Here is a 15,421-nt window from a genome sequence, read left to right on the forward strand (position 1 = left end):
GCGATTACCTCTGGCCGTAGTAAGCGTTCGCGCCGTGTTTGCGCAGGTAGTGTTTATCGGACAATTCGGGCTGAATTTTGATGCCGCTATTGAGCGAGCGAGTGGCGAGTGCCATTGCGGAGATCTCTTCCAGCACCACGGCGTTGTGCACCGCATCTTCGGCATTTTTGCCCCAAGAGAAAGGCGCGTGTCCGGCCACAATCACACTCGGTACCGCCATCGGATCGATATGACGATGACGAAACTCTTCGACGATCACTAGGCCGGTGTTTTTTTCATACTCACCAGCAATTTCGCTGTGCGAAAGCTTACGCGTGCAGGGAATGTCGCCGTAAAAGTAATCAGCATGGGTTGTCCCGAGCGCGGGAATATCAATGCCCGCTTGAGCCCAAATCGTGGCGCTGCGCGAATGGGTGTGCACTACGCCGCCGATGTCGGGAAAGGCGCGGTAAAGTTCAATATGGGTTGCGGTATCGCTCGATGGGTTCAATTTGCCTTCCACCACTTTGCCCGTGAGGTCTACAATCACCATATCTTCGGCGCGCATCGCATCGTATTCGACGCCGCTCGGTTTTATCGCCAGTACGCCGCGTTCGCGGTCAATTTCCGACACATTGCCCCAAGTAAAAGTCACTAAGCCGTATTTGGGCAATTTGAGATTGGCGTTGAATACGCGCTGTTTCAGTTCGCTGTACATACTCCCTCCTACGCGATGTGCGCTAATTCTTGTTGGGCAGAAGCTTGTTGCGAGAGGGCTTGATCAATCACCGCATACACTTGCTGTTTATCGCGGCAGCGGCGAAGCTTATCCAGATCGACTCCGCTGGCGCTGTTTTCATCATCCAGCACTTGCGTCACTTCCATCAGTCCTTCCATATGCTCATCGGAGGAACTGCCGGCTAAGGTAATCAGCACATCCACTGGCTCATCTTCGCCTTCGAAATAGATCGGCTCTTGTAAGGTCACCAGCGCAAAAGCGGTTCTCAACACGCCGTTTTCAGGGCGCGCATGGGGTAGGGCAAGATTAGGAGCGATGCAGATGTAGGGACCGAGCTGCTCGACACTGGCGATGATCGCCTCGTGATAGGCTGGCGTGATTGCCCCTGAGGCAATCAACATATCGGTACCAATTTTGATCGCTTCACGCCAGTTATTGGCTTTGGCTTGCAGTTGGATTGAGTTGTTTTCGATTAAGGATTGTTTGAGTCCCATGGTTCTATCTCCAGAGTAGAGCTGATCAAACCAGCTTCTTATTGTCGTAGGGGGCGGTAGGCAACCAGAGTGGTGCGGCTGCCCACCGCCTGTCGAGCTAGCGAATTTTCACAAAATGGTTATGGATAATGTCGAGCAGTTCATTGCCAAACGAGTTTGGGTTAAGCATGTTCTGCACCCCGAGCACAAACTTACCTTCGCCCGGTTCCATCTCGGCTGAGAGGTGTTTCGAGGAGACAATGATGTCGGTCGTCGCGAGTTTGGATTTGTAATCAGACACCGCGCAAGAATCCATCACGTGTGGAATGCCTTTTTGCTCCAGATACTTGCCGATTTTCATCTTCATCATCATCGATGAACCTTGGCCGTTACCGCACACTGCCAGAATGCTCACTGGACGAGTGCCTTGCGCGGCTTGTAGAGTTTGTTCAACCGCTTCAATCACTTCCGGCTCGTCACTGACCGTGATGCTGCCTTGTGCATCTTCTTCGGCGCGTAACTGTTTGGAAGCAAAGAACATGTAGACCAACGCCAGTGCAACCAGTACGAAGAAGAAAAGTTTCGAGGCGGACAAACCTTGCATAATCGGTGGGAAGACCAAAGCCCAGTCGGCCATGCCCATCCAGCCACTGAATTCGGTGCCTTGTTGGGTGAAGAGGTGAATTGCCCATGCCGAGCCGAGCACTTCGATAATGCCCATCACAAAACAGATCTTCATCACCGCTTTCCAACCGCCGAAATGGTTCGCAAAGACGCCAATCGTTGCGTTGGAGAAGAACATAGGAATGAAGCCGGGGATGATCATGATTGGCGCATTAAACGCCAGCATGGCTAAGACTGCTGCAAACTGGCCGAGTGCGCCCCACATAAAGCCAAACACCATGGCATTGGGGGAGAAGGCGTAGATCGCCGCACAATCAATCGCGAGTACTGCGTTAGGAATAACGCGCTCGGAGATGCCTTTAAAGGCTTCGGACAGCTCGGCGACAAACATACGCACACCGGCCACAATCACTTGGATCGCGACGGCAAACTTAAGACCCGTTTCGAGGATGTAGATAGTCCAGTGGGTGGAGCCCGCCATCTCTTGCAGATTATCCAGACCGAAAGAGAGCAGAATGATGCCGAAGAACACCGTCATCACAATCGCGGTGGCAGCGATGCTGTCGTGGAAAATATGCAGCCATTTAGGCAGTTGCAGGTGATCAACACTGTCTTTTTTATCCCCCAATTTGGGAGCAATTTTGGTGGCGATCCATGAAGCGACTTGCTGTTGGTGGCCGATGGAGAAACCCGCGCCGCCAGTGACTTCTTCGGTCGGTTTGAACATGATGTTAGAAGAGATGCCCCAGTAGAGCGCCATCAATACCGCCGAATAAATGATGGTTTCCCACATGCCAGCGCCGAGCACAAAGTAGAACACCGCAATCAACCCCGCTTGCTGGAACATGATGTGTCCAGTCAACATGATGGTACGAATGCCGGTGTAGCGGCGAAACAGCACCAACAGAATGTTGATCGCCAGTGCTAGCAGCACGGCGTACCCGACCCATGAATAGTTATCGCCCATGGTTTCCATGGTGGCCATCATCGAGGTGTAGGGGTCAATCACTGATCCGGTTAAACCGTGGTATTGCGACAGCTTTTCAATCACAGGTTTAAAGCCGGCGACCAGTGTGCCTGCGCCCACTTGTACCAGCATAAAACCGACAATGGTTTTGATTGAACCTTTAATGATGGTTGTCGCATCGCGTCTTAGCAGCCAATAGCCGATTAAGGTGACTAGCCCTAGCAGCAAAGGGGCTTTGGTCATTACTTGGCTGTAAAAAATATAGAAAACGTCGTACAAGAACTCCATATCTCTACCCTTAGTTGTTTTGATGTAGGAAGAGTGATTTTTGGTGGTGCGTAAAATCGCTCCTTTTGCTCACGGAATAGACTTTAACAATCAAAAGTAATCATTCAATGCTCATTTGTGATTATTTTGATTTTTATCAATTTTGCCCAAAAGAAAACCACACAAATGATAGGTAGATCACTTTGGTTTTTGTGATTTTATTAAAAATCAATAACTTAAATTTAATTGTGATAAATGTATGATTTCTATGTGCAGAAAGTTTGACAAGATTTACGATGATTAATAGAATCAAAACCAATCAAGATTAATCACCAAATAATCACTAAGTCGACATTCGGTGAGTTTTTTCTCAGTTAGGTGATGGTATGAATGAAGTCCAACGACATAACGGTATTTTGTCTCTGCTTGAAGAGAATCAAGCGATTAACGTTTCGCACATTATTGAGCGCTTTAATGTCTCTCCAGCCACGGCGCGGCGCGATATCGCTAAGCTTGATGAGCTAGGTAAACTGCGCAAAGTGCGTAATGGGGCAGAGCGCATTGAAAATCAAAAAAGAAAATGGTCACCGCTCAATATTAACAGCACAGAGCATTATGAAGAGAAATCGCTGATTGCCTTGAAAGCGGCTGAGCTGTGCCAACCAGGTGATAGCGTGGTGATCAACTGTGGTTCGACCGCCTTTTTGCTGGGCCAGCAGTTGTGTGGCGAAAATGTACAGATTGTGACCAACTATTTTCCTTTGGCGAGCTATCTGATCAATGAAGATCACGATGATGTGATCATCATTGGCGGACAATACAATCGAGCGCAAAGCATTTTCCTCAACCCCGCGCCAGATTCTCTTGGCGGTTATGCGGGGAAATGGATGTTTACCTCTGGCAAAGGGCTAACCGAAGCGGGATTGTACAAAACCGATATGCTCACAGCGGTTGCTGAACAGCAGATGCTAGAGCAGATCGATAAGCTAGTTGTAGTGGTGGACAGCTCAAAAGTCGGGCAGCGTACCGGCATGCTGTTTTGCCCTACCAGCAAAATTGACATCGTCATCACCGGTAAAAAGGCGAATGCTGAAGTGGTGAAAGCCATTGAAGCGCAAGGGACGCAAGTGATTTTAGTGTAGCGTTTCACTCACTTTTACCAAATTAAAAAACTAACCCAACTGGCCAGTGCCAATCCTCAGGATTTCGGCGCTTGGCTCCCTACATCCAAAATTTATCTTAACGTTGTGAAACAAGAGGTGTTGTTATGAGTAAAGTGAATGAAATCACTCGCGAATCCTGGATTTTGAGTACGTTCCCTGAGTGGGGAACTTGGCTAAATGAAGAGATTGAGCAAACGGTTGTGGAGCCAAATACCTTTTCGATGTGGTGGCTAGGCTGTACGGGGATTTGGCTAAAGAGTGCTGGCAACACCAACCTTTCCATCGACTTTTGGTGCGGAACCGGTAAAAAAACGCAGAAAAACCGCTTGATGAATACCCAGCATCAGATGATGCGTATGGGTGGTGTGGAAGCGTTGCAACCGAACTTGCGTACCTCGATTTTCCCACTCGATCCGTTTGCGATTAAAGAGATTGATGCGGTGCTGGCTTCACACGATCACGCTGACCACATTGACGTTAACGTTGCTGCAGCGGTGCTGCAAAACTGCGGCGAGCACGTAAAATTCATTGGCCCACAAGCCTGTGTTGATTTGTGGCTAGGATGGGGTGTACCGCAGGAGCGCTGCATTGTGGCAAAAGTCGGTGATGTGCTTGAAATCGGCGATGTTAAGATTCGCGTGCTGGATTCGTTCGATCGCACGGCGTTAGTGACACTACCGAAAGGCGTATCGTCTTACGACAAAGCGATTTTGGATGGTATGGATGAGCGAGCCGTCAACTACTTGATAGAAACCTCTGGTGGCTCTGTGTACCACTCCGGTGATTCACACTACTCAAACTACTATGCGAAACACGGTAACGATTACCAGATTGATGTGGCGCTGCTGTCATACGGTGAGAACCCACGCGGAGTGACCGATAAAATGACCTCTTCGGATGTATTGCGCGCTGCAGAATCGCTCGATTGCCAAGTTGTCGTGCCATTCCACCACGATATCTGGGCGAACTTCCAAAATGATCCGCGTGAAATCGAAGTGCTGTGGAATATGAAAAAAGATCGCTTACAGTACCAATTTGCGCCGTTCTTCTGGCAAGTTGGCGGTAAATACACCTACCCAGCTGATAAAGGACGCATGCATTACCAGCATTTCCGCGGCTTCCAAGATATCTTCAAAAATGAACCAGAACTGCCTTACAAAGCCTTCTTGTAAGGATGAATGATAAAAAGCCACCATGCGTTGGTGGCTTTTTCTATGCTTGCACCTAATAATTTCCGCTAGGCACGATGGACAGCATGAGAGGCTAGGATATTAACCACGGCCTAACATACGAGCCATAGTGGCATCTTTATCAATCAGTTGATGCTTAAGCACCGCCGCGATGTGCAGCAGCACGATAGCGATAATGATGGGAGGCGCAGTTTTGTGAACGGCTGCGCCAAGCTCTTGCAACCAAACCACCTTTTCACCTGCTGCAACCAGCGTATAACCAAACACTTCCAGTGCACGCCCTCCGCCGATATTCATCGCGATCCCAGAAAGTGGCATTGCCAGCGTGGCGAGCAACAATAAACCATGAACCGCTTTCGCGACTTTTTCTTGCCAAACTGGCATCACAGAGGCTGGCGGAATCGCCCCTTCTTTGATTCGCCAAAAGACCCGCGCGAGCGCGAGCAGCAAGATCAGCATGCCAAACGATTTATGCAGCGCCACCAGTTCCATTTTTTCTGGCCCACGCGGTAAGTCGGATAGATAGGCTCCGACTATAAATACGCCAATAAAGGCCAGACCAACTATCCAGTGCAGAGCAATCGAGGTTTTCGAATAGGTTTTTGTGTTATCCATAATCCATTTCCACAAGTTTCATAAGGGTATGGCTATTATGCGCGATTAGCTTAGATTGTGAACAGTTTGTCTGAGTAAATTTAGGTAAAGCTAGCAGTCAAGGTAACTAACGATGAGTATTGGGAGAAATAACGGGAATGAAAAAGAGTGATCAGAGATCACTCTTGATGGTGTTACAGCATCCACATGCGCGCAACACGTGCTGGGATAGTTAACGTATGGTAGCGACTGCTCACTCTAAAGCGGTCGTCACTTAAAGTATCTTGATAGGTCTGATACCAGTTAAATTCATGCTGATAAGTATCTATGGTGACATTTTTTGACTCACCACATTTATTAATACCTACGACACCTTCCTTACCCCGTTTGAAGAGCAGCAAACATGAGTCGCTATACATAACCGTCATAGGTTTACCTTGCATTGCGTTATGGAAGCGCAGCATATGTTGCATTGATGGTTGATTCCAAACATTCGCCCAACGACCATTATCTTTATCTTCGTGATCAGCCAGATCATCACTATAAATCAGCGGTGTTCCACCATCTTTCCCGAGTAGATAAGCGTAAGCGAGTTGCTCATCTTGCGGGTTGAGGATCTGATAACGGAATCCATCATTAGTGGGAATATCATGGGTAATCGCAAACGTGATGGCGCGGGCGTTTGGTAATGCTTGTCCATAGGCTTGTGGATCATGCAATTGACTCATCGAACCTTGATAAGAAAATGCGGCACGAATGGAGGCAAATAGAGGAAAGTCGTATGCGGCGTGTGTGGTGTTATTCAGATAAGGAGCTAGGAAGGCATCATAACTGCCATCACCTTGACCCCCACTCGTGATCACTTCGCCAAACACATGCATGCCCGAAATAATCTCTGGTGTGAAGACTTGGTCAATGTGGTATTGACTCATGTGCTTAACCGCATCAATTCGAAATCCTCTGATACCCATTTGCTTAAGCGCTTGTAAATAGGCTCGCTGTTGATTGATGACCCAAGCGTTGGCATCCAAGTCTGGTAGACCGCGATCACCTGCGCCACCGCATAGCCTCCAATACTGAACATGACCGGGGTTGCCCCAATCAGTAATACAACCTTCAGGATGAAAATCATTTTGTGAAAAGAGATTGTGCGACAAATCACCGAACAGTTTCTGTTGTTGATAGTAATAAGCTTGGTTAGTGTAGCTGGCTAGTACTTCGCTGCCCGGATAATTGAGATCACTACGCTTCCAACTTTCGTTTGCCATATGGTTAAACACCACATCCGCATATACTTCAACACCGTAATCTTGCAGCGTTTTGATCAGTGTTTGTAAGTTGGTTTTGTTGCCAAGAGGTGAGTCAATGACTCGCAGATCTTGAGGTTGGTAGCGAGCCCACCATTCATTACCGCTGGATTTCAATGCTGGTGAGATCAGCACTTTTTTATAACCTGCGGCGGCGATCTGTGCTGCATTCGCAGTGACATCTGCATATTTCCAGTTAAAAGCATGCAAAATGGCTTCTGCTTGTACGCTGCTAGTAAAACTTGCTGCCGCGAATGTGGCACAAAGAACAAGATACGATGATTTCATAAGATGCCTCTCTTATTTACGGTATTTTGAAGCATCATAAAGCTCACATTGATACTGTGAATGTTAAGTGTGAAGAATCATTGATCACCTTCAAGCTGTGTAGGGCTGAAAGTCAAAAAATTGTGGCACAGTTGAAAATTTGTACAGCTTGTTGTCGGTTATTCGTATGGCTACAAATAGTGATTTATCTCTGGTTTTGGGTGTGTGCCTAGGCTGTGGTATCTTTAGCCGCCGCTTATTTTTGGATCTTGCATGAAACTCATCCCGTTATTAAAACAGCCCCGAATTCATTGACTTTGCTTATTCGTATCATTTTTTCTGAATAGGTCTACTTGAGAGCAAGTAGAAAGCGTCTGCACACCACGAATTTGAGGTGGAATATGAGTCAAAAGCATTGGTCAAAAGTCCAACTGCTGCATGAAGTAGTGAAAAATCCAAACATCATTATCAAAGGTAAACACAGCTATTACAGCGATTGCTGGGATGCCGGTTTTGAAGCGTCGGTTGTGCGCTATTTACATGGCGATGAGATTAGCCAACGTTGGGACCCGTTATGGGAAATCGATCAACTGGTGATTGGTGACTACGTTTGTATCGGGGCGGAAGTCGTGATTTTAATGGGCGGTAATCATACCCATAGAGCCGATTGGTTCTGTCTCTATCCATTTATGGATGTGATTGAACAAGCCTACGTAGGAAAAGGGAATACCGAGATTGGTGATGGTGCATGGTTAGGGATGCGCGCTATGATCATGCCGGGTGTCAAGATTGGTGAAGGGGCGATTGTGGCGGCCAACAGTGTCGTGACCAAAGATGTGGCGCCTTACAGCGTTGTGGCGGGATCGCCAGCCCAGTTGGTGAAGTACCGTTTTGACGCAAAGGTGATTGACGAGCTGCTTGCGTTGAAAGTGTACGACTGGCCGCCGGAGAAATTTACGGCGCTCAAATCGTACTTATGCGCATCGGATTTGGCGGCGCTCAAGCAAGCGGTCATCCAATATGATGCCGAGCCGCATAACCCATTGAGCTAGCTTTTCATTGCTTCATCACAAGGCTGTGAACCCATAAGGTCACAGCCTTGATTGAACTGCCCAATCGCGCGGTTTTCGCTCGCGATGGTTATTCGTTTGATTGTTATTTGTCCGATTTCTATTTAGGTTGCCATTGATGGGTTTGCCCATTCGCCAATTGAGCCAATAGGCTGTGTGGCTCGATCACTTCTCCTCCTGCGAGCTTAAACGGCTGCGCGCTAAAATTCGCACTGAGAATCGAGCCATCACTAAAGCGCGTTTGTTGCACTTGGCCTTGCTTATCCAGCCAGCGAAAATCGACCAAGGCTTTATCCCACAACTGCTCATGCAAGGGCAAAAACCCTTGTTGATAGTGCTTGAGCTGCTCGATACGCGCGGAGTTTTTACGCGCTTCATCGCGGCTTAAATGCACCATCGCCGGAGTGTTAAACAGCATGGCACGCAAATCACGCACGGCTTTGACATTCGAAAACTTCAAACTGTCGCTGTGCCAGTGGTGGCTACTGATCAGCTCATCATGAAACACCACTTGATAGAGCGGCACTTTGTACTCTGGGGCAAAAAGTAAGCTGCGATAAGGCTCTTTGACTTGCGCTGATTTAAAGAAAAAATCCGGCTTTTCATCGGGATACCAGTTGCCCAAATAATAAGGTGACTGCTTGTCACTCTTCATCGCTTGGTCTCTCCAGCCAAAGCCGACTGTTTCCATACCATGAGCAAACACCAGCCCTTGAGTGGTCAGGGCATTGCCATCTTCCGATCCCAAAATCAGCTTCTGCGTGTTTGCAATATCCTGCATTCGGGTGTTAAAGGCGGCTAGCATCGCGGTTTCGTTGCTGCGCGAGCGGTAATCTTCACGCGCCATGGCGGTGCCATCCACATCGAGAAACAGGCTGTTAAAGCGCCCGAAATGGAGAATATCTTGCACGCGCTGTTTAACGTAACCGAGTTCACAGGAGGGATTGAGATAAAAGCCGTTACCGCGAAAGCCCAGTTGCAACGTGCCATCGGCTTTTTCAATCGCGCAGTTTGCGCGCATGCGATCCGGCAGCTGCGCGGTCAGCCAACTGTCGTTGATGCCTTTTTCAATCGCGGTATTGTATGAGTCATACACGCCAATCAGATAGCCGGCTTGTTTGGCGCTATCGACCACTTGCGGCTGATAAAAGGCTGGCATCCAGTTATCGAGACCTAGCCAGAGTTTGCTTAATCCCGCATTCTTGAGGGTGCTGATCATGGGTTGCGCTAATCCTTGTCCCCAATGATCGCTCGGTTTGAGGTATACGCCAGCGTGTTCAGTCAGCCACGCTTTGCGCTGCTGCGCGGCTTGGTACTGCGCTTGAATGGACGATGGGTCGGCGTTGAACTTCTGGTTCAAGGCTTGGTTTATCTCACCGACCAGCAATTTTTTCTGATACTGATTAAGCCAGTCTTGGCCTTTTTTTAGGCTCGCCAATTCCTTTTGTAATTCTGGTGAAGGGGTAAACTCAGAGCGCCAAAACCAATCGCGCAGTCCCCACCAATCCACCACATCTTGCACTGCGATTAAATCACGCCCGAACAGATAGACGTGGCTTGCGCCAATCATTTTTTCGATCTGCGGATTTGCCTTGCGTTTTTCCGCAAGTGAAACACGCAGCCCCGCGGCTTCGCGCCAGTCGCGATAGGCTTTGGCTCCGGCCAGCATCTCATCGCCCACGGTGATGCGCACGCTAAAAGGCTCACTTTGGTTCAGCGGGGTAAACCAGTGCTCCGCTTGTAAGTCCAGCTTATTTTGCTGCTCACTAAAGTGCAGCTGGTTATTGGTGGCGTTGAGCAGTTGATAGCTGATGAAGTGTTCGCCCTGTTGCGCGCTCCAGAACGGCATTTTGAGATCTTGCGTGGTATTGGCACCCGAATGATTGTCTATCAAATAACGTGTCCAAGTCGGGTTATCGGTCGGCACTCGCATTCCTTCGTCAAACGGCAGTAACAGCGTTTGGGTCGATGCTTCACTGAGATCAAACCAGCGCAGTGCTTTAGGAGCTTGGCGTTCAATCTCACGAGCACTTGGCCAGCGAAAATCGATGTTCAACCCTTGTTGTAACTGTGCAGACACTTGCACGCCACTTGGCTTAAGTGTCCATGTTGTTTGCTCGGCGCTTTGGGTTAATTGCGTTGCCTGTTGCCTCTGTCCATCAATCTGTAAGCTGCCTTGGTTGATAGCGAAAGTTTGTGAGTCTTGCTTGAGGCTGATGGCCAGTGTGTCGGGGTCAATCTGCCAGTACTGATCGCCCTGTTTTAAGGTCAACGCAAAGCTCGGCGCGCTCACCAGCAGCAGTAGCCCCAGTGAGGAAAAGGTCAATTTCATATCGGTCTCCTATCGAGTAACACAGATATTTAACCTCGTCCATCGATAGGTTTTGTCACCAGTATGTCTTTCCCACTTTTGCCTGAACAAAGTGAAAGGTGGTTTAGTCAATCGGTATCGTCAGACGCTGCATTTGCTCCACGCGAATGGTGCCTTGGTATTCACTTTGGATAACGCTGAGGCTACGCCAGCGCGCTTGAGAAGGGGCTGTGGGTGGGGCAGGATGCTGATCACGGTTGACGGTTTGTGAGTGCAGCAGGGTAAAGTTTTGATCAAAAAATTGCCAACGAGCCAGTGACGATGCGCAGCCCGAAGGCGTGGCGGGGAAGCGGATAGTGAGATCGGCCGCGCTGGATTGTTCAATCCACGGTGTGCTGGAAGGGGCCGAAATCAGCAGCGCCATGCGCTGCTCGCCCAGAGTGAGCCAATAGACACCTGCGGCATACGGTGAAAGCAGATCGCGACTTTCCACTTCGGCGTAATCGGCAGGCGCAAGCTCTGCTGCTAACAAGGTTGCACCTTGCGCAGAAGCCAGACGCACCGCCAGCGGCTGGGTGAGGTTTTCGGCGCTCAGCCTCACTTGGTAGCCTTGAAAGGTCTGATTGAACTTATGAATAAAAGTCACCGCAATCGCGAGATCGTTATGCGATGTGCTTGGAAGTGCTTGTCCGCATTGGGTTTGACTGAGAATGGCCTCTTTAATTGGTTGCCAAAAAGGCTCGGCTACGGGCGTGGTAGACAGTGTGTGGATGAGCTCGTGCCATGCTTGCGTGGGATGCCCCTCAACCAATAGCTGGTAACTGCTTTGCAGCGGTGTGGTGCGAAACCAAGCATGGGTGGGGCTTGGCGGCGTTTCCGCTATCGCGGCGCCGCTTACTAACGCGCTGAGCATACCAAGTTGCGTAACGTGATTGCGAAAAGAGGCGCAGATCATACGGAGGCTCCTTTGAGGCGATAACCCACGCCGCGCAGGGTCTCGATATCCAGTTGTGGCAGTTTTTGCCGCAAATGCAAAATGTGGTTATCCACGGTGCGCGTGGTTGGGAAATATTGATAACCCCAAATAAGATTGAGCAGCTCATCACGGTGATAAACGCGCCCCGGATTTTGCAATAGCATCAGCAGCAGTTGAAACTCTTTCGGTTTGAGCTCAACCGGCGTTTGGTTATGCAGCACAGATCGATTAGCCACATCGACCACAATATCCGCGTAGCTGAGTAAGCTACTGCCGAGCGGGCGCAGTTGCGCTTCGATGCGTGCCAGCAACTCTTGGTGGGAAAAGGGCTTGAGCACATAATCTTTCGCCCCCGCTTTGAGCCCTTCAATCCGTTGCTCCACTTCAATTTTGGCGGTCAGTACGATCACTGGCAGGGCTTTAAGCATCAACCAGTGCGGCAGATGTTTCAAGCTGTCACCATCGTGCAATTGCCGATCCAAAATCACCAGATCGGTACTGAACCAGAGCTTTTCGACCTGTTGGCTCTGCGTTACCCACTCGCATGCATAACCATGGTCATGCAGATAATCGCGCAGACCTTGGCCGAGTAAGGTGTCATCTTCAATCAGCAAAATACGCTTCATAGCGGCAGCTCCAAAATACAACGGGTTGGATGACGACGGATAACCAGTTTGCCGCCCATTTGGGTGATGAGTTTTCGCACCAACTGCAAGCCAACCCCCATGTTATCCGGGCTTGGACGAGAGATTATGCTTCTGGGCATCGAGAAGCGTTTGTACAGACGTTGGTAGAAAGAGGGAAATTCACCGCAATCATCCACTTCAATGCGCAGCGTTTGTGCAACCACACTCACCGTAAGGCGAATGGGCGGCGCACCATGTTGTTTGGCATTGCTGAGTAAGTTGGTGACGCACAGTCCAAGCCAGTAATAGGGCAGTTCGAGTATCGGATCGTGTTTGAGATGAAGCTCAAGCTCAAAGTCCTCAATGCAATGCTCGATAAAGTCACTCAACTGCGCTGGGTGGCTCGCCATAGTATCGTGGCTCGGGCTCAAGTAGTGGCGACTGGTTTCGCTCAGTTGTGCCAGTCGCTGATGATCGGCCATTAATCGCCATAAGCTCTCTTGCGCCTTAGGGGATAACTCATCAAATTGGCTGCGTAGTGATTCGACGGTAAACCCTAAACTGGTGATGGGCGTGCGCAGTTCGTGAGTCAGCAGTTGCAAAATAAAGCGCCGCTCGCGTCCTTCTTGATAGCGCAGCCAAAGTGAACGCAGCGCAGCGCCAAACGCAAGCAACACGCCGATCACCAAAACGCTATACAGCAACGCATGACTGCTGACTCGCTGATTAAAGCAGAGGTTGCTGTAACGCTCATCGCAAGGCTTTTGTGCTTGATAAGGCTCAAGCGTGAATGGCAGTGGTGCGGTGAGTGCGCGCCACTGCACGCTCGAAAGCACATGCCAGCCCGCTTCGCTGCTTAGCCACAGCTCATCATTTGGCGCAAGATAGAGACGAAAACCGTTGAGCAGTGCATCTACCCCCGCAGCGCCCGGTCGTTGCCACAAGGTATGCAACGGATGATAGCGACTCGCCAAAGTAAAACGTGTTGGATGCGTCGAAGCAAAGCTTGCCTGTTCTGCATCTGGTAAGTGTTCAATATAGCGATCTGCGTAGCTGCCTCCCGCCGGATGTTGCCACGCAACACGTTGAAACCACTCTGCGTCGAGCGGCGTTTGGCGACATAACGCCAACTCAAATTCGACCGCTTTCGCCAAATACGGCGAAGAGGAGTTTAGCGGCTGGCACTGCTTGGCTGTGGCGGCTAAATCTGCGATGTCTTGCCACATATATTGAGTAAAATCAGGATATTGACTGTGACTGCTGAGTAGCGCAAACGGGTATTGATTGAGGGTTTGGCTCGCCACTAGAGGGGTGCTTTGCTGCTCAAGTGCTGCGCGATAAAAAATCGACCAACGCTGAGTTTCAGGCAGGTCAATACTGGCCAGTGTGGGAACTGCCCATAAGCTACACAGTAAGAGGCTTAACCAGCGGTGAGTCAGCAGCAAGGTCATGATCTAAACACTTAGAATTGGGTTCATGCCAATAGTAGCCGCTTCATCACAAGATTTGTAATTTGGGTGTCAACAAATCTGCTTGTCAAACGCCGTGATCGCTTAGAACGGCCCGTTGTTAGCACGAAGTCTGTCCGGTAGACCATCGTGATCACCCAGCTCGCGATCGGGCACATCATGCCAGTTGAGCTTGCCAAGGCGCGCATTACGTTCGGGATGAACGGCGTAGTGAATGCGGTTATCTTCTCGTTCGGTGTCTCCGATACACAATAAGCGGACGATCTGCTCGGTATTGTTGATAAAGGTATGTGCGAGGCCATCACCCGCTTTGAAGCCAACCGAGTCGCCCGGGTGTAGTCGATAGAGGACGCCATCCAGCCAGACATCGGGTGTGCCTTCTAATACATGCACAAATTCATCTTCCGTTTTTTCCGCGTGAGGCCAACTGGTGCGATGTCCGGGCTCGACAATTTCATGGTGAATGCCGATCCGCGCGAAGCCAAAATAGTGACCAAGCGCGCAGCCAATAGACAGCGGCTCTTGGCTACCAGAGTAGTAACGAGGCTCCTTTTCCTGTAGTTCACTCCAATGTTTGATGCAGGGATGACGATCCATTTTCTTCTCCTGTTGTTGCGCCAGTGCTGAGGTAATCCAATTTCAGGCATAGTAATGGCTTTGTAATTTGATTTGTAATCCGAGTGTCAACAAACAGGAAAGAGGAGGGAAGTTGGCAGCAAAGTCTGTTTTTACATTCTCCGTTGCTGCCAATAGTGGATTAATCATTGCCCGATATGGACTCAGGTCAAGCGGTTATAACTCGATGCTTTTCACCATTCCCGCTTCAGAGTGGCCGGGGATGTTACAAGCAAACTCCACTTTGTTGTCACCTTGGAAATGCCATAACAGCTCTTTGGCTTTGCCCGGTTTCACGGTGACAGTGCTGCCGCTGTCGTGTTCATGGTTACCCATTTGACGCATCATTTCACGGTGTTTCAGTTGCTCCGCGGCTGAGCCAATCGAAAATTCGTGATCGATTTTGCCTGTGTTCATCACCACAAACTGAACCACATCGTTAGGTTCAATGGTTACGTCTTTCTTGAACGTGATCTTCATGTCATCACTCAAAATGACGTGCACCACTTTGTTTGCTTTCGCGCCCGGTGCTGGCATCCCCACATCAGACATACCTTCCATACCCATCATTTGGGAATGATCCATGTTCATCATGCTGTGGTCCATTTTTCCACTCATTTCGGATTTGCCCATGTTGCCATGATCCATCTTGGAGTGATCCATAGTGTTAGCAAAAGTGGTGGTTGCGGTGAAAGTCAGTGCCATCGCAATCAGTGTTTTCTTCATCATTGTTATGTTCCTTTTTTGGGTTTCGCTTTGTTTGATTTTTAGGTTATTGAGCGGG

Annotated in this window: 14 protein-coding genes; 3 read left to right on the forward strand and 11 right to left on the reverse strand. The window is 49.4% G+C overall.

Annotated elements, in window-relative coordinates; genetic code table 11:
• Positions 1-4: 4 nt before the first annotated feature.
• The 3 genes from F0316_RS18085 to F0316_RS18095 all read right to left on the reverse strand — a co-directional run bounded on the left by F0316_RS18085 (position 5) and on the right by F0316_RS18095 (position 3,070).
• The gene (locus F0316_RS18085; RefSeq protein WP_000286770.1) at positions 5-697 is read right to left on the reverse strand and encodes an L-ribulose-5-phosphate 4-epimerase; all 693 of its coding nucleotides are present in this window, start codon (positions 695-697) and stop codon (positions 5-7) included.
• 8 nt (positions 698-705) lie between these two features.
• Entirely contained in the window at positions 706-1,212 is a 507-nt protein-coding gene (locus tag F0316_RS18090) for a PTS sugar transporter subunit IIA (protein ID WP_000523577.1), read from the reverse strand.
• A gap of 97 nt (positions 1,213-1,309) precedes the next feature.
• On the reverse strand, positions 1,310-3,070 hold the full coding sequence (locus F0316_RS18095; protein WP_149560788.1) for a PTS ascorbate-specific subunit IIBC: 1,761 nt from the start codon (positions 3,068-3,070) through the stop codon (positions 1,310-1,312).
• A 365-nt stretch (positions 3,071-3,435) separates the two neighbouring features.
• Between F0316_RS18095 and ulaR the strand changes: the two genes are divergently transcribed.
• Together ulaR and ulaG are read left to right on the forward strand one after the other, a co-directional pair.
• Entirely contained in the window at positions 3,436-4,191 is a 756-nt protein-coding gene (ulaR, locus tag F0316_RS18100) for an HTH-type transcriptional regulator UlaR (protein WP_142564571.1), read from the forward strand.
• Between the two features lie 125 nt (positions 4,192-4,316).
• Positions 4,317-5,384 (forward strand): L-ascorbate 6-phosphate lactonase, encoded by a 1,068-nt coding sequence (ulaG, locus tag F0316_RS18105; RefSeq protein WP_149560789.1) that lies wholly within the window; start codon positions 4,317-4,319, stop codon positions 5,382-5,384.
• Positions 5,385-5,483: 99 nt separating this feature from the next.
• Here the strand turns inward: ulaG and F0316_RS18110 are convergent, their stop codons facing one another.
• Positions 5,484-6,017, reverse strand: a complete 534-nt coding sequence (locus tag F0316_RS18110; protein ID WP_114741440.1) for a cytochrome b — start codon at positions 6,015-6,017, stop codon at positions 5,484-5,486.
• A 173-nt stretch (positions 6,018-6,190) separates the two neighbouring features.
• On the reverse strand, positions 6,191-7,591 hold the full coding sequence (locus F0316_RS18115; protein WP_149560790.1) for an alpha-amylase family protein: 1,401 nt from the start codon (positions 7,589-7,591) through the stop codon (positions 6,191-6,193).
• A gap of 380 nt (positions 7,592-7,971) precedes the next feature.
• Between F0316_RS18115 and F0316_RS18120 the strand changes: the two genes are divergently transcribed.
• The gene (locus tag F0316_RS18120; protein ID WP_000078533.1) at positions 7,972-8,622 is read left to right on the forward strand and encodes a CatB-related O-acetyltransferase; all 651 of its coding nucleotides are present in this window, start codon (positions 7,972-7,974) and stop codon (positions 8,620-8,622) included.
• A 118-nt stretch (positions 8,623-8,740) separates the two neighbouring features.
• Here the strand turns inward: F0316_RS18120 and F0316_RS18125 are convergent, their stop codons facing one another.
• The 6 genes from F0316_RS18125 to copI all read right to left on the reverse strand — a co-directional run bounded on the left by F0316_RS18125 (position 8,741) and on the right by copI (position 15,366).
• Entirely contained in the window at positions 8,741-10,972 is a 2,232-nt protein-coding gene (locus F0316_RS18125) for a glycoside hydrolase (protein ID WP_149560791.1), read from the reverse strand.
• Between the two features lie 103 nt (positions 10,973-11,075).
• Positions 11,076-11,906 (reverse strand): DUF2861 family protein, encoded by an 831-nt coding sequence (locus tag F0316_RS18130; protein WP_149560792.1) that lies wholly within the window; start codon positions 11,904-11,906, stop codon positions 11,076-11,078.
• Positions 11,903-12,553: a response regulator transcription factor gene (locus F0316_RS18135; protein WP_172626083.1), complete on the reverse strand. Its 651-nt coding sequence runs from the start codon at positions 12,551-12,553 to the stop codon at positions 11,903-11,905. The genes F0316_RS18130 and F0316_RS18135 overlap by 4 nt, the downstream gene beginning before the upstream one ends.
• Positions 12,550-14,004, reverse strand: coding sequence for an ATP-binding protein (locus F0316_RS18140; RefSeq protein ID WP_149560794.1), 1,455 nt, complete (start codon positions 14,002-14,004; stop codon positions 12,550-12,552). The genes F0316_RS18135 and F0316_RS18140 overlap by 4 nt, the downstream gene beginning before the upstream one ends.
• Before the next feature lie 102 nt (positions 14,005-14,106).
• A complete protein-coding gene (locus tag F0316_RS18145; RefSeq protein WP_149560795.1) occupies positions 14,107-14,619 on the reverse strand; it encodes a cupin domain-containing protein in 513 nt (170 codons plus the stop codon).
• 195 nt (positions 14,620-14,814) lie between these two features.
• Positions 14,815-15,366 (reverse strand): copper-resistant cuproprotein CopI, encoded by a 552-nt coding sequence (gene copI, locus F0316_RS18150; protein ID WP_149560796.1) that lies wholly within the window; start codon positions 15,364-15,366, stop codon positions 14,815-14,817.
• Positions 15,367-15,421: the final 55 nt, after the last annotated feature.

It is taken from the genome of Vibrio cholerae (assembly GCF_008369605.1).
GTDB classification, from domain to species: Bacteria; Pseudomonadota; Gammaproteobacteria; order Enterobacterales; family Vibrionaceae; genus Vibrio; species Vibrio cholerae.

Excerpts from the sequence above, each read along its gene's own strand:
- ulaR (WP_142564571.1), top strand. The coding sequence starts at position 3,436 with ATGAATGAAGTCCAACGACATAACGGTATTTTGTCTCTGCTTGAAGAG.
- F0316_RS18145 (WP_149560795.1), bottom strand. The coding sequence starts at position 14,619 with ATGGATCGTCATCCCTGCATCAAACATTGGAGTGAACTACAGGAAAAG.
- F0316_RS18140 (WP_149560794.1), bottom strand. The coding sequence starts at position 14,004 with ATGACCTTGCTGCTGACTCACCGCTGGTTAAGCCTCTTACTGTGTAGC.
- F0316_RS18090 (WP_000523577.1), bottom strand. The coding sequence starts at position 1,212 with ATGGGACTCAAACAATCCTTAATCGAAAACAACTCAATCCAACTGCAA.
- F0316_RS18125 (WP_149560791.1), bottom strand. The coding sequence starts at position 10,972 with ATGAAATTGACCTTTTCCTCACTGGGGCTACTGCTGCTGGTGAGCGCG.
- F0316_RS18110 (WP_114741440.1), bottom strand. The coding sequence starts at position 6,017 with ATGGATAACACAAAAACCTATTCGAAAACCTCGATTGCTCTGCACTGG.
- F0316_RS18135 (WP_172626083.1), bottom strand. The coding sequence starts at position 12,553 with ATGAAGCGTATTTTGCTGATTGAAGATGACACCTTACTCGGCCAAGGT.
- F0316_RS18130 (WP_149560792.1), bottom strand. The coding sequence starts at position 11,906 with ATGATCTGCGCCTCTTTTCGCAATCACGTTACGCAACTTGGTATGCTC.
- F0316_RS18085 (WP_000286770.1), bottom strand. The coding sequence starts at position 697 with ATGTACAGCGAACTGAAACAGCGCGTATTCAACGCCAATCTCAAATTG.
- F0316_RS18115 (WP_149560790.1), bottom strand. The coding sequence starts at position 7,591 with ATGAAATCATCGTATCTTGTTCTTTGTGCCACATTCGCGGCAGCAAGT.
- copI (WP_149560796.1), bottom strand. The coding sequence starts at position 15,366 with ATGATGAAGAAAACACTGATTGCGATGGCACTGACTTTCACCGCAACC.
- F0316_RS18095 (WP_149560788.1), bottom strand. The coding sequence starts at position 3,070 with ATGGAGTTCTTGTACGACGTTTTCTATATTTTTTACAGCCAAGTAATG.
- F0316_RS18120 (WP_000078533.1), top strand. The coding sequence starts at position 7,972 with ATGAGTCAAAAGCATTGGTCAAAAGTCCAACTGCTGCATGAAGTAGTG.
- ulaG (WP_149560789.1), top strand. The coding sequence starts at position 4,317 with ATGAGTAAAGTGAATGAAATCACTCGCGAATCCTGGATTTTGAGTACG.